Raw genomic sequence first — 19,304 nt, 5'->3', positions numbered from 1 at the left:
AGAAAATGATTAGCACTCCAATGAGATGAGTGCTAACAAAGAAAACGGGGAAGAGGTGAATGCATGGCTGATATCGAATTAGATGAAAGAAAAATAAAAATCTTAAATGCGATTATCAAGAATTACCTTGAAACTGGCGAGCCAGTGGGTTCAAGAACAATTTCAAAGTACACAGATTTGAATCTTAGTTCAGCTACCATTCGAAATGAGATGTCAGATCTTGAGGATTTAGGATATATCGTTCAGCCACATACATCAGCAGGCCGTATTCCTTCTGATAAGGGCTACAGATTCTATGTTAACAATCTGATAGCTGAGAAGGATAAAGAAGTTGCCGACATGCAGGAGTGGATGATTGAGAAGACAGAAAAGATGGAAAGCCTTCTTAAGAATGTAGCAAAGACACTTGCTAACAACACTCAGTATGCAACACTTGTTTCAGCACCATCAGTTGTTTCAAACAAATTAAAGTTTGTACAGCTTTCAGCCGTTGATGAGCATCAGGTATTATCAGTAGTTGTTATGGATGGCAACATCGTTAAGAACAAAATCATTAACGTTGAAAAGCCACTTGATAACGAAACAATGCTAAAGCTTAACATGCTTCTTAATACTAATCTTAACGGTCTTACAGTTGATCAGATTAACCTGGCACTTATTACTAAGCTTAAGGAGCAGGCAGGTATACATGATGAAATCATTGCTCAGGTTCTTGACACCGTAGCAGAGACAATCACTGAGGGTGATGATTTGCAGGTATATACATCAGGCGCTACCAACATTTTCAAATACCCAGAGCTTGCAGATTCAAAGAAAGCCTCAGAGCTTCTTGATACATTTGAAGAAAAACAATCACTTATGGAGCTTTTAAGTGACAGCACAAGTGAGGGTGACAATACAGGCATTCAGGTTTATATAGGTGATGAATCTCCAATATCTACCATGAAGGATTGCTCAATAGTTACAGCAACATACGAGCTTGGTGATGGAGTCAAAGGTACCATCGGTATCGTTGGTCCTAAGCGAATGGATTACGAAAATGTTGTTGATAATATAAAAAGTCTTAAAGGTCAGCTGGATAAATTACTAAAACAGGAAGCTGACAGAAATAAATGATAATAGAAATTAAGGAGATGAAATTCGTGGCAGAGAATAAAGAAAAGATGGAAGAGTTCTCTACTGAGGAAGCAGTAAAAGAAGCAGTTGAAAATGCTGAGGCTATGGCAGAAGAAAATGCTAAGCCTTCAGAAGAAGCTTCAGCTGAAACAGCTAATGAATCTTCAGAAGAGTCTTCTAAGGAAGAGAAGGAAGGTAAAAAGCCTTTCAAAAAGAAAGAAAAGAAAAAAGATAAGCGTGATGAGCAAATCGAACAGCTTACAGATAGAGTTACTCGTCAGATGGCAGAGTTTGAAAACTTCAGACGACGTACTGACCAGGAAAAGGCTCAGATGTTTGGAAATGGTCAGAAGGCCATCGTAGAAAAGATTCTTCCTGTAGTAGATAACTTCGAAAGAGGTCTTGCTACAGTTGAGGAAGGAGCAGATCCATTTGCTGATGGAATGCTCATGATATATAAGCAGTTACTTACTACACTCGAAGAAATTGGTGTTAAGCCAATCGAGGCAGTAGGACAGGAATTCAATCCAGACTTCCACAACGCAGTAATGCATGTAGAGGATGAAGAGGTAGGCGAGAACATCGTCGTAGAGGAATTCCAAAAGGGTTACATGATGAACGATTCTGTTGTTCGTCATTCAATGGTTAAGGTTGCTAACTAAGTAATATATAGGAGGAAATAAAAATGGGAAAGATTATTGGTATCGATTTAGGAACAACTAATAGCTGCGTAGCTGTTATGGAAGGTGGAAAGCCAACAGTTATCGCAAATACAGAAGGTGCTAGAACAACACCATCTATCGTTGCATTTACAAAGACAGGTGAGAGACTTGTTGGTGAGCCAGCAAAGCGTCAGGCTGTTACAAATGCAGAGAAGACAATCTCTTCTATCAAGAGAGATATGGGTACAGACAACGGTCGTATCATTGACGACAAGAAATACAGCCCACAGCAGATTTCTGCTATGATTCTTCAGAAGCTTAAGAGCGATGCTGAGAACTACCTTGGTGAGAAAGTTACAGAGGCAGTTATCACAGTACCTGCTTACTTTAACGATGCTCAGCGTCAGGCTACAAAGGATGCTGGTAAGATTGCAGGTCTTGATGTAAAGCGTATCATCAACGAGCCTACAGCAGCAGCACTTGCTTACGGTCTTGATAACGAGCAGGAGCAGAAGATTATGGTATACGATTTAGGTGGTGGTACATTTGATGTATCTATCATTGAAATCGGTGATGGCGTTATCGAGGTTCTTGCTACAGCTGGTAACAACAGACTTGGTGGTGATGATTTCGATCAGAAGATTACAGACTGGATGCTTGCTGAGTTTAAGGCAGCTGAGGGTGTAGATCTTTCAACAGATAAGATGGCTCTTCAGAGACTTAAGGAAGCAGCTGAGAAGGCTAAGAAGGAGTTATCAAGCGCTACAACTACAAACATTAACCTTCCATTCATCACAGCTACAGCAGAAGGTCCAAAGCACTTTGATATGAACCTTACACGTGCTAAGTTTGATGAGTTAACACATGACCTTGTTGAAGCTACAGCAGGCCCTGTTAACCAGGCTCTTAAGGATGCTGGTCTTAACGCTTCAGATCTTTCAAAGGTACTTCTTGTTGGTGGTTCTACAAGAATCCCAGCAGTTCAGGATAAGGTAAAGGCTCTTACAGGTCACGAGCCAAGCAAGACACTTAACCCAGATGAGTGCGTAGCTATCGGTGCTTCTATCCAGGGTGGTAAGCTCGCTGGCGATGCTGGTGCAGGCGATATCCTTCTTCTTGATGTAACACCACTTTCACTTTCAATCGAGACAATGGGTGGTATTGCTACAAGACTTATCGAGAGAAACACAACTATCCCTACAAAGAAGAGCCAGATCTTCTCTACAGCAGCTGATAACCAGACAGCCGTTGATATCAACGTAGTACAGGGTGAGCGTCAGTTCGCTAAGGATAACAAGTCACTTGGACAGTTCAGACTTGATGGTATCCCACCAGCAATGAGGGGTGTACCACAGATCGAGGTTACATTTGATATTGATGCTAACGGTATCGTTAACGTATCTGCTAAGGATTTAGGCACTGGTAAGGAGCAGCACATCACAATCACAGCTGGTTCTAACATGTCTGATGAAGATATCGATAAGGCAGTTAAAGAGGCTCAGGAGTATGAGGCTCAGGATAAGAAGCGTAAGGAAGCTGTTGATACTAGAAACGATGTTGAGAGCTTTGTATTCCAGACAAAGAAGGCTCTTGATGAAGTAGGTGATAAGATTGATGCAGCTGATAAGGCAGCTGTTGAGGCTGACATCGAAGCAGCTCAGAAGTTACTTGATCAGTACCAGACTCCAGAGGAAATGAGCGATTCACAGATCGGTGAACTTAAGGCAGCTCAGGAGAAGCTTACAGAGTCAGCTCAGAAGGTATTTGCTAAGATGTACGAGCAGTCACAGGCAGGTGCTGGAGCAGCAGGTGCTCAGGGTGCAGGCCCAGACATGAGCCAGTTCACAGGAGCAGGTAATGGTGCAGGTGCTCAGGGTCCAGCAAACGACGATGTTGTAGACGCTGATTTCAAGGAAGTGTAATAGATGGCAGAACAAAAACGTGATTACTATGAGGTCCTTGGAGTTTCCAAGACAGCCTCAGAGAGTGAGCTTAAAAGTGCATATAGAAAGCTTGCTAAGAAGTATCATCCAGATATGAATCCAGGAGATGCTGAAGCTGAGAAGAAATTCAAAGAAGCCTCAGAAGCTTACGCTGTTCTTTCAGATCCTGATAAGAGACGTCAATATGATCAATTCGGCCATGCCGCCTTCGAAAACGGAGGTGGCGGTGCCGGTGGATTTGATTTCTCTGGCATGGATTTCGGTGATATCTTTGGTGATATCTTTGGTAGCTTCTTTGGTGGCGGCGGTGGACGTGCTTCTAACGGTCCTATGCGTGGTGCAAATCTTCGCGCAGCTGTACATATTACTTTTGAAGAAGCAGCTTTTGGCTGTGAAAAACAGCTTGAGATTACACTTAAAGAAGAGTGTGCTGCATGTCATGGTAGTGGTGCTAAGCCTGGTACTAGCAAGCGTACATGTACTAAGTGTGGCGGTAAGGGACGTGTAATGATGTCTCAGCAGTCATTATTTGGTATGGTTCAGAACGTTACTACATGTCCTGATTGTCAGGGTACTGGTGAGGTTATTGATACTCCATGTCCAGATTGTAGCGGTACAGGTTATGTCGCTCGCAAGAAGAAGATTTCTGTATCTATTCCAGCTGGTATTGATAATGGCCAGAGCGTACGTATCCGTGAAAAGGGTGAACCAGGTCGAAATGGTGGCCCTAGAGGAGATTTACTTGTAGAAGTTATCGTCGCAAGCCATCCTATTTTCCAGCGTAGAGATATGGATATTTATTCTTCAGCACCAATTTCTTTTGCTCAGGCAACACTTGGTGGCGAAGTTATCATTGATACACTTGATGGCAAGGTAAGCTACGAGGTTAAGCCAGGTACACAGACTGATACAACAATCAGACTTCGTGGAAAGGGTATACCTTCACTTAGAAATAGAAATGTTCGTGGTGACCAGTATGTTACACTTGTTGTACAGGTTCCAACAGGCTTATCAAAGGATGCTAAGGAAGCACTTCGTAAGTTTGATGAGCTTACAGGAAATACTATTTCTGGTGGTCCTAAGGCTGTTAAGTCTGAAAAGAAGAAAAAGGGCTTTGCAGACAAAATAAAAGACGCTATTGATGATTTATAAAAGGTAAATAAATGATATTAAATACTGGACAACGCACCGATATACCAGCATTCTTTCCTGAGTGGTTTGCTAATCGTCTGAAAGAAGGGTATGTCTGTGTGCGTAATCCATATAACCCAAGTTCAGTAAATAAATATGTATTAAACCCACAGGTGGTGGATGCTATTGGCTTTTGCACAAAGAATCCAGCACCTTTTTTTCCGTATTTAGACCTAGTAAAAGACTATGGTCAATATTGGTATGTGACTATTACGCCATATGGCAAGGATATTGAGCCAGGTGTTCCAGATAAAAAAGAAGTAATGGAATCCTTTAAGTTCCTGTCGAAGAAGGTAGGAGTGAATCGAATTGGATGGCGCTATGATCCAATTTTTGTTAATGATAAATATACAGTGGATTTTCATATTGATGCTTTTACAAAAATGGCTGAAACTCTTAAAGGTTCAACCGATCATGTTGTAATTAGTTTTATCGATATTTATGAAAAGGTTAAAAGAAACTTTCCAGAAGCAAGACCTGTTTCAGCAGAAGATAAACTATTTCTTGGTAAAGAGTTTATTAAAATAGCAGAGGCTAATAATATGGTAGTAAAGCCATGTGCAGAAGGAGACTTTCTTGCCAGATACGGGGCTGATTGTAACGGCTGTATGACGGTTTCAATGTATGAAAATGCCATTGGTGCTCATTTAAATGTACCTAAGTCGAATGTTAAGCCTGCAAGAGCAGACTGCGCCTGCTATCTTGGCACAGATATTGGAGCTTATGATACCTGTAGACATTTCTGCAGATATTGCTATGCCAATAGCGATTTAGAGCAGGTAAGATTTAATGAGAAGCTTCACGATGTGAATTCACCATTTTTGATTGGTGGCTTCAAAGAAGGAGATGAAATTCACGAGACAATACAGAAGTCTTGGATTGATGGTCAGATGACTATTTTTGATTATATATAAATAAACGGTATATATAAAATCTACGGCACCATACAAACCTTGTGGTAATTGTCACCCATAAACAAAAAAGTCTGAAGCAATATTGCTCCAGACTTTATTTTTTATTATGCTATGCACTCAGCAAGAGTATTATCATCAACAATTGAGTTGATATCAAGGATTGAGACAAGCATATCAGGCTTTTTACCAACACCTGAAATAAATGAATCTTCTGATTTCATGAAAGGTGATGGGAACTCAATCTCTTCGTTAGAAATTACCATTACTTCTTTTACAGTATCAACAACGATACCTACCTGCTCGTTTTCATTGATATTGAAAACAATTATACGAGTATCTTTTGTGATTACTTCTTCGCCGTAATTCATACGTTTGTGCAAATTAATTACAGGAATAATATGTCCACGTAAGCTAATCATTCCTTTAATGTAATCAGCAGAAAGTGGTACGTCTGTGATTTCTGGCATCATAATAATTGTGTTGATATGGATAATATCAATGCCATAAAACTCATTGTTTAATGTGAAAATAATATACTGCTTTTCATCTGAGCTATTAGAGTTATTAATAAAATTTGCCATTTTGAACCTCCAACGCTTTTTACTTGAAGAACTTCATATCTTCATTTAATTTCTCAGCAATATCCTTAAGGTGTGTTGCTGATTCAGCAAGGTTAGTAACTGTAGCTGAAAGCTCCTCTACAGATGCACCTGTTGTCTCTGAAGATGCTGCATTTTCCTCTGAAATAGCAGAGAGTGAAGACATAGCATTTGCAACAACATTGTTTGAAGCTACACATGTGTTAGCTTCGCCTGAAATCTTAGAAACACTATCAACTGTCTCCTCGATATCCTGAAGCATTCCCTCTACAGCGAAGAGTGTCTCGCCAAGAGCCTTCTGCTGTTCTTCATTACCATTCATAACAAGGGCTGCAGCATTAACTGCCTGCTCAGCCTCAGCTAAAAGCTGATCCATAAGAATTCTAATTTCGGATGCAAGATTCTCCGAATCATCAGCAAGTTTTCTAATTTCTTCTGCAACGACTGCAAAGCCCTTACCAGCTTCACCAGCTCTAGCAGCTTCGATTGAAGCATTAAGTGAAAGAAGGTTTGTCTGAGCAGCGATGCCAGAAATACCTTCTACACGCTCGTTGATATTTGCAACTGCGTTCTGTGTTGAAGAAATCTTTGTAGAAATTTCTTCAATCTTTGTTGTCATTTCAGAACTTGTAGCCTGAAGAGTAGCAAGAGAGTTGCTTGATGCTTCTGATGCTGACTTCATACGGTCTGCAAGGTTTGTCATATCTGTAGTAGATGACTGTACGTTATCTACGGCATTTGTAATCTGGTTTGTGCTATCTGCAGCTGACTGGATTTCTTCAGCCTGCTCTACTGCACCACTAGCAATCTGCTGAACTGCTACAGCAACTGATTCTGTAGTTGCAGCAATCTGGTTAGCCATCTCTGATAACTCGTCTGAAGACTCACCTACAGTATTTGTAGATTCCTTAATGTGGCCAACGATAGCTGAAAGCTTGTCGATGAGTGAGTTTGTATTATTGATCATCTGACCAAACTCATCTGTACGCTTTGTAAATTTATCTGTCTTTCTAAACTCACCATTAGCAAGTGCTGATAATAATTTGTTTACTTCAATAATTGGTGTTGTAAAACTATTTGCAACAAATATAGAAAGGATTAATACTAATACAACCATGGCAATGCCAGTTAAGATAATTGTCATTGCACCACGTCTTGCCTCAGCAACGATTTCTGATTCTGCTTTTCCAGCACAGATAACGAAGCCAGATGTTGCATTTCTTACATAGCTTACATAAACAGGGTAACCCTTTGAAGTACTGATATAGAAACCAGTTTCATCTTCAGATGTCATATAAGGTGAAGATGAAAAGTTCTGTGGTTCATCTGTTGCTTTGATTTCAAAATCTGAATGAGCAACCATATCAGCGTTCTTATCAACAACAAAAGCTTCATCAGCTTCTTCTGCTAATAATGTATGAATATCATCTGGATTAAGTGTCTTATGAACTACACCGATTACAGTAGTTCCATCTAAATCAAAGATAGGAACTGCAACACAAATGTTTCTTGAATTTGTTACTGAACTAACGAATACATTTGATACATAAGCTTTGCCTTTCATAGCTGCCTGGAAATAATCTCTTTCAGCAATGTTCTTTAATTCGCCATCATCACTTCTAAGAACCATGTCACCGTTTGCGTTAGACATAACGATTGTGTTAGTATCATGGAAAGATTCATTAATTGCGACCATAGTCTCTTTTACGATAGTTGGATCTTCAACCTCGCCCTTTAAGAATGCGATTGTGTCATGTGAGGTCGCAAAGCTTCCAAGAGAAGTCTGGGCTCTGATTAACATTTTGTCTGCTTCAGACTCGATGTACTTTGCCTGCCAATCTAAATTCTGCTTTGCTGTTTCTTTTGCATTGTTAGTTGAACTAACGTAGCTGATTGTTACAGCAACTACTAAAGGTATAATTGCTACCATGAGCATAATTGAGATAAGTTTTGTTCTTACACCATGTGTTTTTTGAATATTCTTCCTTTTCATGTATTCCTCCGTGAAAAATGAATGATTAATAATTACCTGTGTTAAAAATGTTATAAATAGAACACGAGTTGCAATATTATCATGCAAATATAACGCTGTAAATACCTTTTTTATCAACTATAAGTTGAGGACCATAAACTATTAGTTGATTAAGGCGGGTTTTTAATAGTCATTTTTGCATTTTTTATTATCAAGAATACTTGAAGTAGAAAACTGAAAAGGTGTAAAATAGTTTCCGAAGAGATGATCTTTGGAAACTATTTTTTATTTTGGAGGAGCCTATGCTACAGGAGAGTATAAAAAAATTAGTTCAATATGGGATTGATAAGGGACTTACACCAGAATGTGAGAGAATTTATACTACAAATCTTTTATTAGAATGTATGAAAGAGGATGAGTATACTGACCCTGATTGTGATTTATCAAATATTGTTTTAGAGGATGTTTTAAAGGATTTATTAGATGAAGCAGTAAAGCGTGGCATCATCGAGGATTCTATTACATATAGAGATTTATTTGATACAAAGCTTATGAATCAGCTTTGTCCTAGACCTTCCCAGGTTATCGAAAAGTTTTATAGTATTTATAAGAATGAAGGTCCAGAAGCAGCAACGGATTTCTTCTATAATATGAGTCGTAATTCTGATTACATCAGAACATATAGAGTTAAAAAGGATTTAAAGTGGACTACAGAGACTGATTATGGAACACTTGATATCACTATAAATCTGTCAAAGCCAGAAAAGGATCCAAAGGCTATAGCAGCAGCTAAGAACGCTAAGCAGTCTGCTTATCCAAAGTGTCAGCTTTGTATTGAAAACGAGGGTTATGCAGGACGTACAAATCATCCAGCCAGAGAGAACCATCGTATTATTCCTATCACTATAAATGATAGCAAATGGGGCTTCCAGTACAGCCCATACGTATATTACAACGAGCATTGCATCGTATTTAATGGTGAGCATACACCTATGAAGATTGAGCGTGCTACATTTGTAAAGCTTTTTGATTTTGTAAAGCAGTTCCCACACTACTTCCTTGGAAGCAATGCAGATCTTCCAATCGTCGGTGGCTCAATCCTTAGTCATGATCATTTCCAGGGTGGACATTACACATTTGCCATGGAAAAGGCTCCTATTATAAAGGAATTTACAGTAAATGGCTTTGAGGATGTTAAAGCTGGAATTGTTAAATGGCCACTTTCAGTAATCAGACTTCAGTGCAAGGATGAGAAGAGAATCATCGATTTAGCAGAGCACATCCTTAATGCATGGAGAGGCTACACTGATGAGGCTGCATTTGTTTTTGCTGAAACAGATGGAGAAAAGCACAATACAATTACTCCAATTGCCAGAAAGCGTGGGGATTTATTCGAGCTTGATCTTGCTCTTAGAAACAACATTACAACAGAAGAGCATCCACTTGGTGTTTATCATCCACATGCTCATTTACATCATATAAAGAAGGAAAACATTGGCCTTATTGAGGTTATGGGGCTTGCTGTTCTTCCAAGTCGTCTTAAGGGCGAAATGGAGCAGCTTGCTGATTACATAGTAAATGGCAAGGATTTAAGAAGTAATGAAGTCCTTGAAAAGCATGCAGATTGGGTAGATGAGTTTTCTAAGAATTATGACCATATCGATGCTACTAATGTTAATGAAATCCTTGAACAGGAAATCGGAAAGGTATTCTGTGAGGTTCTTGAGTGTGCTGGTGTATACAAGAATAACGAAGAAGGCCTTGATGCATTTATGAGATTTATAAATTCTTTATAGTTTAATATACAAGTATCTAAATCCGTTTTGAGATGAATATATCTCAAAGCGGATTTTTTATTTTGGGTAAATTCTATGTAAAAACATTCGGCTAAACTTCGTTCAATCTTTTGTAGCTCTTCACCACACCTTCACTTTACTAAACTAAATTTTAATCACAATAACACAGGGCAATCTAAAGGAGGCAAGAATATGGGGCAAATACAAAAGGTATTTAACAGATACGAAAAGAAGTTTTTGTTAGATGAGAAAACTTACATGGAATTCAAAAAAGAATTGGATGATTACATGTTAGAAGATGAATACGGACTTCACACAATAAGAAATATATATTATGACACACCAACTGATGAACTTATTCGCACTTCTATAGAAGGTCCAAAGTATAAAGAAAAATTCAGAGTCCGGTGCTATGGAGAACCCGCTTATGACAGTATGTGCTTTTTAGAAATTAAGAAAAAGTACAAGGGGTTAGTTAATAAACGAAGAGTAGCTATTCCTATGGAAGAGGCTGAAATGTATCTCATAGATGGTAGGATGCCTACCAATCCAAATCAGATATTTAAAGAGATAGATTATTTCTTCAGGCATTATCCATTGGAGCCTAAAAGATACATAGCCTATGACAGAATAGCAATGTTTGGAAAAGAGGACCCTGAATTTAGAGTTACCTTTGATATCAACATTAGAAGCAGAGATGAAAATCTTACATTATATGTTGATGAGGATAATGATTATTTATTAGATGAAGGCACCAGGCTGATGGAGGTGAAAATTTCAGATGCCATGCCACTTTGGTTTGCAAGGCTGTTATCAAAGTATCAGATTTATCCAACTTCATTTTCAAAGTATGGAAATTTCTATAAGAAACAATTAAAAGAAGCGTAAGGAGAAAATAACATGGAGTCAATTTTATTAGCATTATCGGGAACCTCGACAGCTGAGGTGGAAATAACAAATAGTATCGCTGTTATCTATTCAGTGGCGGCAGGGTTACTTGGATTACTTATTTCTTTAACTTACATGAAAACTGGCAATAGGATTTCAAAAAACTTTGCACGAACCTTGATAACACTTCCTATTTTAGTTTGTATCGTATTATTAGTAGTAAATGGGAATTTCGGAACATCTATCGCAGTACTTGGAGCATTTTCATTAGTAAGATTTAGATCACTTCAGGGAAGCTCTAGGGACATAAGCTTTATATTCTTTTCAATGACAATAGGTATTGTATGTGCGGTTGGAGAGGTTATTTTAGCAGCAACATTAACAATTGCAATCTGCATCATTTATTTTATCTTAAATGCAATTAAATATGGTGCTAACAATACTGAAGAAAAGGATTTGAGAATTACAATACCAGAGAATCTTGATTATAGTGATATCTTTGATGATTTGTTTGAAAAGTATACTAAGACATACAGACAAATAGCTGTAAGAACTACTAATATGGGGTCTATGTATGAGATAAATTACAGAGTTAAGCTAAAAAATGAAAGAGAAGAAAAGCAGTTCTTAGATGATATCAGAATGAGAAATGGTAACCTCACAGTAATCTGTGGTAGATGTGATATGAATGAAGCAGAGGAGTTGTAATTATGAAGAAACGAATAGTATTAAGTATTTTGGCTATTATGATGGTAGCAGCAGTAACAGCCTGCGGAAATAATAAAACAAGCAGCAAATCTACAACAGACACAATCACTGCAACTGCTGCAGCAAGTAGCGGTGGCACTGAAACCTATAATGTGCTAACAGTTAAAACAGATTGGGAAGAAAAAGGAACTATAACATTTTCGGATTCAGGTATTGATATAAGTGGTTCAGGCGCTGCAGCGGAGGATGGCGTATGCACTATAACAGAAGGGGGCTCATATACACTTACAGGTGCATCAGAGGATTGCTCTATAGTTATTAACACAGAAGAAAACGTAAAGCTTATATTAAACGATGTGACTCTCACTAGTACAACAGGCCCTGTTATCTACGGAAGCCAGGTTAAAAACCTATACATAGAAATGGCCGATGGCACAACAAATAATCTTACTGACAGTGATACCTACGCGACAGATTCAACTACTGGAGAGGAAATCGGAAAGGGAGTTATTTCCTGCGAAGACGACGTTGTTATTTTAGGAGAAGGAACTTTAAATATTACTGCAAATCATAAGCATGGTATTGTATCAGATGACAAGCTATACGTAGAAAGCGGAATAATCAATATCACATCAAATGGTACAGATGGTATGCATGCAAATGATTTGGTTTGCATTGATGGCGGAAATATTAACATTACTGCTGCAAGTGATTTGATTGAAAGTGAAGACGTTCTTGTTGTGACAGGTGGCGAGATTACAGGTAGCAGTGAAGATGAAGGGATTGAATCTAAAAATTCAATGTATATAAATGGAGGAACAATTGATATTACCACAGCTGATGATTCTTTGAATGCCAGCTATTACATTGAAATAAACGATGGTGAAATTACAGTTACAAGTGAAAAGGGGGATGCTATTGATTGTAATGGAAACTATGAGGGATGCATTACCATAAATGGTGGAACAATAAATGCTACAGGGGCAGATGTTCCAGAGGGAGCTATAGATGCAGACCACGCTTCAGTAGTAATTAATGGAGGAACTGTAAATGCAGAAGGCGGTACAAATAGTCAGGTGATTGAAAATGGTGGTGAAGTAAATATTACAGGAAATACAAATGCTAATATGGGAGGCATGGGCGGCCGTGGTCCAGTAGGTGGACAAGGTGGTGGCCAGATGGAAAGAGGACAAAGACCTGAAGGATTTGAGGGTGAACCTCCAGAAGATTTGAATGGAGAAGCACCAAGTCTATAAATCCCTCGCTGAGACTTGAAAAAATTTGAAATTAGTATAGAATAAATTAGGATTGCATTTAGTATGCAGTCCTAAATTTATTTATTAGTGAGGAAAAATAATGAGTAAGGTAAGAACACGTTTCGCACCATCACCAACTGGTCGTATGCACGTTGGTAATCTTCGTACAGCTCTTTATGCATATTTAGTAGCTAAGCACGAGGGAGGAGATTTCCTTCTTAGAATAGAAGATACAGATCAGGAACGTCTTGTTGAAGGCGCTGTTGATATTATTTATAGAACACTTGCAGCTACAGGTCTTATCCATGATGAAGGTCCTGACAAGGACAAGGGGTTTGGCCCTTATGTTCAGTCTGAAAGACAGGCAGAAGGCATCTATCTTAAGTACGCTAAGCAGCTTGTTGAAAAAGGAGAGGCATATTACTGCTTCTGCGATGACAAGCGTCTTGAGGAGTGTAAGCAGGTTATCGGTGGTAAGGAAATCCATATCTATGATAAGCATTGCCTCAATCTTTCAAAGGAAGAGGTAGAGGCTAATCTTGCAGCTGGTAAGCCTTATGTTATCCGTCAGAACAACCCTCGTACAGGCACAACTACATTCGTAGATGAGCTTTACGGTGAGATTACAGTAGATAATGCAGAATTAGACGATATGATTCTTATCAAGTCTGATGGATATCCTACATACAATTTTGCAAACGTAGTAGATGATCACCTTATGGGTATTACACACGTAGTCCGTGGTAACGAATATATTTCATCTTCACCAAAGTACAATCGTCTTTACGAGGCATTTGGTTGGGAAGTACCTAAGTACATTCACTGCCCACTTATTACAAACGAGGAGCACCAGAAGCTTTCTAAGCGTTCAGGCCATTCTTCATACGAAGACTTAATCGAGCAGGGCTTTTTAACAGAAGCAGTTGTTAACTTCGTAGCATTACTTGGTTGGTCTCCAGAAAACGATAACGAAATCTTCTCTTTAGAGGAGCTTGTTAAGGAATTCGATTATCATCGTATTTCGAAGTCACCTGCAGTATTCGATATCACAAAGCTTAAGTGGATGAACGGTGAATACATGAAGGCTATGGACTTTGATAAGTTCTATGAGATGGCTGAACCATATCTTAAGGAATACATTAAGGGCGATTATGACCTTAAGAAGATTGCCAAGATGGTTCAGACAAGAATCGAAATCTTCCCAGACATCAAGGACCACGTTGATTTCTTTGATGCTGTACCTGAGTATGATAGCTCAATGTATACTCACAAGAAGATGAAGACAAACGAGGAAACATCACTTGCAGTTCTTAAGGAGCTTTTACCAGTTCTTGAGGCTCAGGATGATTACTCTAACGATGCTCTTTATGCACTTCTTTCGGGATTTGCTTCTGAGCATGAATACAAAAACGGATACGTGCTCTGGCCAGTTCGTACAGCTGTTTCAGGAAAGCAGATGACACCTGGTGGTGCAACAGAGCTTATGGAGATTCTTGGCAAGGAAGAATCAATCAAGCGTATCAAAGCAGCAATTGAAAAGTTATCTTAATATATAAGGTTGGGGAACCTTAGATTTTTGGTAAGTTGGACTATTAGATAATTTATGGAATTAAATAATAGTCAGCTTAAAGCTGTAATGAAAAAGGAAGGACCATGTATGGTTTTAGCAGGTCCTGGCAGTGGAAAGACAGCTGTACTTACTCGAAGAGTAATAGAATTAATAAAATCTGGTGTCCCAGCTGAAGAGATTTTAGTGATTACCTTCACTAAAGCCGCAGCTATTGAAATGAAGGAACGTTTCGATAGGTTATCAGATGATATATATCCGGTAACCTTCGGAACGTTCCATTCTTTATTTTGGGGCATTTTAAAGAAGGAAATGAATTATAAAACATCGGATATACTGATGGGCTCATACAGAAACAAAGTACTACTAGATGCCATGCGACTTATTGATAAAAGATTTGATGATAATAGCATGCTTGGAATTTATTCTGCTGAGCTTTCAGCATTTTATAATTCTGCAAAAAGCATTTTGGACTATGAACCAAAGATAATCGAAAAAGATGATTTAATACAGTTTTTAAAGGCATATGAATCACTAAAAAGAAAATATCATGTTGTAGATTTTGATGACATGCTAACAAAAACATATAGATTATTTAATGAAAAGCCTGATGTTTTAAAAAGATGGCAAAAGAAATTTTCGTTTTTCCTTGTTGATGAAATGCAGGATATGAATGATATACAGTTTGAATTGATGAATATGTTATCTCAAAGAACCAGAAATATTTTTTGTGTAGGAGATGATGATCAGTCTATCTACGGCTTTAGAGGAGCAAATCCTGGTCTGATGCAAAAGTTTGTTAGTACCTACGAAGATGCAGAAACGATATTACTTAATTATAATTATCGTAATCCTAAAAATATTGTTGAAACCTCTTCAAAGCTAATATCTAAAAATATAAATCGATTCGAAAAAAATATTTATAGTACATCACCCTTAGGAGGTCTTTTTATAAAAGCATTTGACGATGATTATTTAGAGGCCAAAGGAGTAATTGAAGCTATAAGTAAGCTGAGAAAATCAGGTATTGATTACGGTGAAATAGCAATTCTTTATCGAAATCATAATGACGCAAGATATATTGTGGATGGATTAATTAATGCAAAGCTACCATTTTATTTAAAGGAACAAATGCCTAATATCTATACACATTTTGTCATTGCTGATATCGAAAATTACTTTCAAATTGCTATTGGAAATAGTACGAAGGCAAGACTTTTGTCTGTTATGAATCGTCCTAATAGATATTTACATAGAAGAGCAGTCGAATACGGAAATACGTTAGAGGGAATGCTGAAGTTTTACAGTAATACTCCTTCAAATTTTAGACAGGTTGAGGCGCTTATTAACGATATCAGACTCATATCTAAAATGAGTCCTGCCGCAGCTATAAACTACATAAAAAATGTTATGGGATATAGAGGTTTTTTACAGGAGGAAGCAGTCAAAAACCAGGTAGAGGTTAATGAATATGTAGATGTTTTGGATTTTCTAAGTGGGGTTTTATCTGATTGTAAAACACTAAAGCAATCAATAGATAAGCTTAATATGCTTAAACTAAAGGTTGATTACGAAAATAAAAATAGAGGCGGTGACAAAGCAGGAAAAATAGGCTTGTACACCCTTCATGCCAGCAAAGGGCTTGAGTTTGAAAATGTATTCATAATATCGGCAAATGAGGGAACACTCCCCACTAATAAAGCTGTATCCAAAGAAGATATAGAAGGTGAGAGAAGATTGTTTTACGTTGGAATGACAAGAACTAAGAAAAATCTGTATCTAAGCTATACAAATAAAAAGAATCGGGATAAATCCCGATTCCTCACTGAACTAGATTATTCTTCGTCCATGCTTTCGCCATAGAGCTCGTCGAACTTAGCAGAAACTGCAGCGTACTCATCATCTGATTCAATGTTATCAAGTGATGGGGCGCCTGTTTCATCTTCGAAATAGCGATAGATGTATACTTCGCCGTCAGCGTTTTCTTCACCATTTTCATCAAGTGGGAGAAGAACAATATAATCCTGATCTCCGATATCAAAAATAGTAAGAATTTCGCATGTAACTTCAGTACCATCATCTAAATTAAGTGTGACAACAACATCATCGTCTTCGTTGTCAACTGGAAATACTTCATTTTCGTCCATATTTATGTATCCTTCCTAATAAAAAAATTGTTTAAGATATGTCATTATGATATAATTCATCAGGAATATTGTCTAGTGGAAATATTATTTTTTGCTAGTTTATATGCATTAGACACAACGTTTTTTTGAATCGAGGCTTAAATATGAAGGTATCTAGAGGGGATTTTAGGGAGTATGGTCCTAGAGTCAATAAAAAGAATTCGGTAGTAATTACAGTAGCTAAAAAGCCAGCTACTAAAAAAGCTTCTATTATCATATTTGATAAGACTACAAAAAAGAAGCTTGAAGAGATTGAATTAACGGATGATTTTGCTATTGGAAGAGCATATTCCATAGAACTTTTAGATGTTGATGTTGATAGTATTTGCTATTTAATAAAAGAAGATGAAGCTATATATGTTGACCCATATGCTACCACTATCTGCGGAAGAGATATTTGGGGCGATGATAAGGGACGAAAGTCTTCGTCTTTTAAGGTTTATTCCGGTATAGGTCATATTGAAAAGCCTTGGAAGGATTCTAAAGTATACGTTAATCCTACAGATATGGTTATGTACAAGCTACATTTACGTGGGTTTACGGCTGGCTTTGGAATGCACCAATCAAAAATAGGCTCATATAAAGGTTTATTATCTAAACTTAATTATCTTAAGAGCCTTGGAATTACATCAGTTGAGCTTATGCCTTTATATGATTTTGAAGAGCTTTTTCTTGAAAAGAAAATGGTTATTTCACCTAATGGCAAGATTTCTGAAGTCATTGAATACACAGATAAACATAATTATTGGGGATTTGGTGAAGCTTCATATTTTGCGCCTAAGGCTTCTTATTTTGGTGGAGCTGATAAAGCCATTGAAGGGCTTAGAGATTTAGTTAGCTCGCTTCATCGTGGTGGCCTTGAGGTCATTATGGAGATGGCATTTGCATTTGAAACTTCTGCAGATACAATACTTGATTGCCTTAAATATTATGTTGAATATTTCCATATTGATGGTTTTCATATTGTTGGATGTAGTGCTCCAATAGAACGTATTGCAGAAGATGCATATCTTGCTGATACTAAGATTTTTTACGAATATATACCAGAAGAAATTCTGTGCCAAGAATCAGGTAAGAAGCATTTATTTATATACAATGATTCTTTCATGAATGTTACAAGACAGATTGAAAATCATATGAATGGCAGCATGGTTCAGTTTGCTAATCATATGAGACGCCAGAATTCTAAATATGGTTTTGTAAATTATATGGCCAATGTTAATGGTTTTTCTCTTTGGGATTCTTTTTCTTACGGCGAAAAGCACAATTTTGACAATGGCGAAGACAATAGAGATGGAACAAATAACAATTATTCCTTTAACTATGGAATTGAAGGAAAGACTACTAATAGAACAATAAATGCCAATCGTTACAGGGAAATGAGAAATGCATTTACTGCGCTTATGCTTGCACAAAGTGTTCCTCTTTTTGTAGCAGCTGATGAAGCAGCAGCTACTCATCTTGGTAATAACAATCCTTATTGCCAGGATAACAAAGTAGGATTCACTGTCTTTTCTAAAACTAAAAGCAAAACTGAGCTTACAGATTTTGTTCGACAGCTTATTGATTTTAGAAAGAAGCATAAATGTCTTAGAGTTGAAAATCCGTTTTTGATGAATGATTACAGGCATTTAGGCCTTCCTGATATGTCTTTCCATGGCACAGAACCATGGATGATGTCTATAGGGGAGGAGCAGAAGGCACTTGGGGTTCTATATAACGGTGCTTACGTTAACGAAAACGAAGAGGTTTTCGTTTGCTATAACTATCATTACGATGCTATAGACATGGCTTTGCCATTGTTATCCCCTGGAAAACGATGGCGCCTGTGTTTTAATACTGCTGATTATGATGGAGATTTTTCTCCAAAGCCTATACATGACCAGCAATCAATTAATGTTCCAGGCAATTCCATTAGTGTTTTAGTTGGAATTAAAGTAAAGAAAGGTATGAATTAAATGAAGGCTTGGGAACATTTTAAAACGATTACACATCATAGACATTTAGTTATGAAGGGCTGCTTCGCAGTTGGTTTATATAAACAGGGACTGCTACATGACCTTTCTAAATATTCCTTTGTAGAATTCAGAGTTGGGGCAAAATATTATCAAGGGGATAAAAGTCCTAACAATGCTGAAAGAGAAGCCAATGGGGTATCTATGGCATGGCTTCATCACAAGGGAAGAAATAAACATCATTTTGAATACTGGATTGATTACGCCTTAGACGGAAAATCTGGAATGGCTGGTATGAAAATGCCAGTTAACTACGTAGTTGAGATGTATTGTGATAGAGTGGCAGCATGTAAGACTTACCAAAAGGATGCTTACACAGACAGAAGTGCTCTTGAATATTACAACAAAGGTAAGGCAAAATATCTTATGCACCCTGATACAGCGGCGTTACTAGAGGATATGCTTACCCATCTTGCAAATGAGGGAGAAGAAGCTACAAACCAATACATCAGAAAGAATATATTACATAATAAATAATTGGAGATAATGCA

At 37.7% G+C, this 19,304-nt stretch carries 16 protein-coding genes; 13 read left to right on the top strand and 3 right to left on the bottom strand.

What is annotated here, in order from left to right:
* Positions 1–63: 63 nt before the first annotated feature.
* The 5 genes from hrcA to G611_RS0112375 are packed head-to-tail and all read left to right on the top strand — an operon-like array spanning position 64 to position 5,826.
* Entirely contained in the window at positions 64–1,116 is a 1,053-nt protein-coding gene (gene hrcA / locus G611_RS0112395; protein WP_028243902.1) for a heat-inducible transcriptional repressor HrcA, read from the top strand.
* Positions 1,113–1,778: a nucleotide exchange factor GrpE gene (gene grpE / locus G611_RS0112390; RefSeq protein ID WP_330362046.1), complete on the top strand. Its 666-nt coding sequence runs from the start codon at positions 1,113–1,115 to the stop codon at positions 1,776–1,778. The genes hrcA and grpE overlap by 4 nt, the downstream gene beginning before the upstream one ends.
* Positions 1,779–1,801: 23 nt before the next feature.
* Positions 1,802–3,700, top strand: coding sequence for a molecular chaperone DnaK (dnaK, locus tag G611_RS0112385; protein WP_028243900.1), 1,899 nt, complete (start codon positions 1,802–1,804; stop codon positions 3,698–3,700).
* Positions 3,701–3,703: 3 nt separating this feature from the next.
* Positions 3,704–4,873 (top strand): molecular chaperone DnaJ, encoded by a 1,170-nt coding sequence (gene dnaJ, locus G611_RS0112380; RefSeq protein ID WP_028243899.1) that lies wholly within the window; start codon positions 3,704–3,706, stop codon positions 4,871–4,873.
* Between the two features lie 11 nt (positions 4,874–4,884).
* Positions 4,885–5,826 (top strand): DUF1848 domain-containing protein, encoded by a 942-nt coding sequence (locus G611_RS0112375; RefSeq protein WP_028243898.1) that lies wholly within the window; start codon positions 4,885–4,887, stop codon positions 5,824–5,826.
* Positions 5,827–5,930: 104 nt separating this feature from the next.
* On the opposite strand, the gene G611_RS0112370 is transcribed toward G611_RS0112375, so the two are convergent.
* The gene (locus G611_RS0112370) at positions 5,931–6,407 is read right to left on the bottom strand and encodes a chemotaxis protein CheW (RefSeq protein ID WP_028243897.1); all 477 of its coding nucleotides are present in this window, start codon (positions 6,405–6,407) and stop codon (positions 5,931–5,933) included.
* A gap of 19 nt (positions 6,408–6,426) precedes the next feature.
* Entirely contained in the window at positions 6,427–8,418 is a 1,992-nt protein-coding gene (locus tag G611_RS0112365) for a methyl-accepting chemotaxis protein (RefSeq protein ID WP_028243896.1), read from the bottom strand.
* A 281-nt stretch (positions 8,419–8,699) separates the two neighbouring features.
* Between G611_RS0112365 and galT the strand changes: the two genes are divergently transcribed.
* The 6 genes from galT (at position 8,700) to G611_RS0112335 (ending at position 16,475) form a co-directional block, all read left to right on the top strand.
* Positions 8,700–10,193, top strand: coding sequence for a UDP-glucose--hexose-1-phosphate uridylyltransferase (galT, locus tag G611_RS0112360; protein WP_028243895.1), 1,494 nt, complete (start codon positions 8,700–8,702; stop codon positions 10,191–10,193).
* 192 nt (positions 10,194–10,385) lie between these two features.
* Complete coding sequence (locus tag G611_RS0112355; RefSeq protein ID WP_028243894.1) at positions 10,386–11,081, top strand: polyphosphate polymerase domain-containing protein; 696 nt, start codon at positions 10,386–10,388, stop codon at positions 11,079–11,081.
* Between the two features lie 12 nt (positions 11,082–11,093).
* Positions 11,094–11,789: a DUF4956 domain-containing protein gene (locus tag G611_RS0112350; RefSeq protein ID WP_028243893.1), complete on the top strand. Its 696-nt coding sequence runs from the start codon at positions 11,094–11,096 to the stop codon at positions 11,787–11,789.
* Between the two features lie 2 nt (positions 11,790–11,791).
* A complete protein-coding gene (locus G611_RS15500; RefSeq protein WP_051195253.1) occupies positions 11,792–13,045 on the top strand; it encodes a carbohydrate-binding domain-containing protein in 1,254 nt (417 codons plus the stop codon).
* A 100-nt stretch (positions 13,046–13,145) separates the two neighbouring features.
* Positions 13,146–14,594 (top strand): glutamate--tRNA ligase, encoded by a 1,449-nt coding sequence (gltX, locus tag G611_RS0112340; protein WP_028243892.1) that lies wholly within the window; start codon positions 13,146–13,148, stop codon positions 14,592–14,594.
* Between the two features lie 54 nt (positions 14,595–14,648).
* The gene (locus tag G611_RS0112335; protein WP_028243891.1) at positions 14,649–16,475 is read left to right on the top strand and encodes an ATP-dependent helicase; all 1,827 of its coding nucleotides are present in this window, start codon (positions 14,649–14,651) and stop codon (positions 16,473–16,475) included.
* Here the strand turns inward: G611_RS0112335 and G611_RS0112330 are convergent.
* Complete coding sequence (locus G611_RS0112330; RefSeq protein ID WP_028243890.1) at positions 16,448–16,759, bottom strand: DUF1292 domain-containing protein; 312 nt, start codon at positions 16,757–16,759, stop codon at positions 16,448–16,450. The genes G611_RS0112335 and G611_RS0112330 overlap by 28 nt on opposite strands.
* 143 nt (positions 16,760–16,902) lie before the next feature.
* Here G611_RS0112330 and G611_RS0112325 point away from each other — a divergent pair, with 143 nt between their 5' ends.
* Both G611_RS0112325 and G611_RS0112320 read left to right on the top strand, forming a co-directional pair.
* Entirely contained in the window at positions 16,903–18,756 is a 1,854-nt protein-coding gene (locus G611_RS0112325) for an alpha-amylase family glycosyl hydrolase (protein WP_028243889.1), read from the top strand.
* A complete protein-coding gene (locus G611_RS0112320; RefSeq protein WP_028243888.1) occupies positions 18,757–19,290 on the top strand; it encodes a DUF5662 family protein in 534 nt (177 codons plus the stop codon).
* Positions 19,291–19,304: the final 14 nt, after the last annotated feature.

The organism is Pseudobutyrivibrio ruminis AD2017 (assembly GCF_000424305.1).
Lineage (GTDB): Bacteria > Bacillota > Clostridia > Lachnospirales > Lachnospiraceae > Pseudobutyrivibrio > Pseudobutyrivibrio ruminis_B.
This window is presented reverse-complemented; position numbering and strand designations above follow the sequence as displayed.

What these genes read in the sequence shown, in the direction of transcription:
- G611_RS0112320 (WP_028243888.1), top strand. Translation starts at nt 18,757, where the DNA reads ATGAAGGCTTGGGAACATTTTAAAACGATTACACATCATAGACATTTA.
- grpE (WP_330362046.1), top strand. Translation starts at nt 1,113, where the DNA reads ATGATAATAGAAATTAAGGAGATGAAATTCGTGGCAGAGAATAAAGAA.
- G611_RS0112330 (WP_028243890.1), bottom strand. Translation starts at nt 16,759, where the DNA reads ATGGACGAAAATGAAGTATTTCCAGTTGACAACGAAGACGATGATGTT.
- G611_RS0112365 (WP_028243896.1), bottom strand. Translation starts at nt 8,418, where the DNA reads ATGAAAAGGAAGAATATTCAAAAAACACATGGTGTAAGAACAAAACTT.
- G611_RS0112370 (WP_028243897.1), bottom strand. Translation starts at nt 6,407, where the DNA reads ATGGCAAATTTTATTAATAACTCTAATAGCTCAGATGAAAAGCAGTAT.
- G611_RS15500 (WP_051195253.1), top strand. Translation starts at nt 11,792, where the DNA reads ATGAAGAAACGAATAGTATTAAGTATTTTGGCTATTATGATGGTAGCA.
- hrcA (WP_028243902.1), top strand. Translation starts at nt 64, where the DNA reads ATGGCTGATATCGAATTAGATGAAAGAAAAATAAAAATCTTAAATGCG.
- galT (WP_028243895.1), top strand. Translation starts at nt 8,700, where the DNA reads ATGCTACAGGAGAGTATAAAAAAATTAGTTCAATATGGGATTGATAAG.
- G611_RS0112355 (WP_028243894.1), top strand. Translation starts at nt 10,386, where the DNA reads ATGGGGCAAATACAAAAGGTATTTAACAGATACGAAAAGAAGTTTTTG.
- gltX (WP_028243892.1), top strand. Translation starts at nt 13,146, where the DNA reads ATGAGTAAGGTAAGAACACGTTTCGCACCATCACCAACTGGTCGTATG.
- dnaK (WP_028243900.1), top strand. Translation starts at nt 1,802, where the DNA reads ATGGGAAAGATTATTGGTATCGATTTAGGAACAACTAATAGCTGCGTA.
- G611_RS0112325 (WP_028243889.1), top strand. Translation starts at nt 16,903, where the DNA reads ATGAAGGTATCTAGAGGGGATTTTAGGGAGTATGGTCCTAGAGTCAAT.
- G611_RS0112350 (WP_028243893.1), top strand. Translation starts at nt 11,094, where the DNA reads ATGGAGTCAATTTTATTAGCATTATCGGGAACCTCGACAGCTGAGGTG.
- G611_RS0112335 (WP_028243891.1), top strand. Translation starts at nt 14,649, where the DNA reads ATGGAATTAAATAATAGTCAGCTTAAAGCTGTAATGAAAAAGGAAGGA.
- dnaJ (WP_028243899.1), top strand. Translation starts at nt 3,704, where the DNA reads ATGGCAGAACAAAAACGTGATTACTATGAGGTCCTTGGAGTTTCCAAG.
- G611_RS0112375 (WP_028243898.1), top strand. Translation starts at nt 4,885, where the DNA reads ATGATATTAAATACTGGACAACGCACCGATATACCAGCATTCTTTCCT.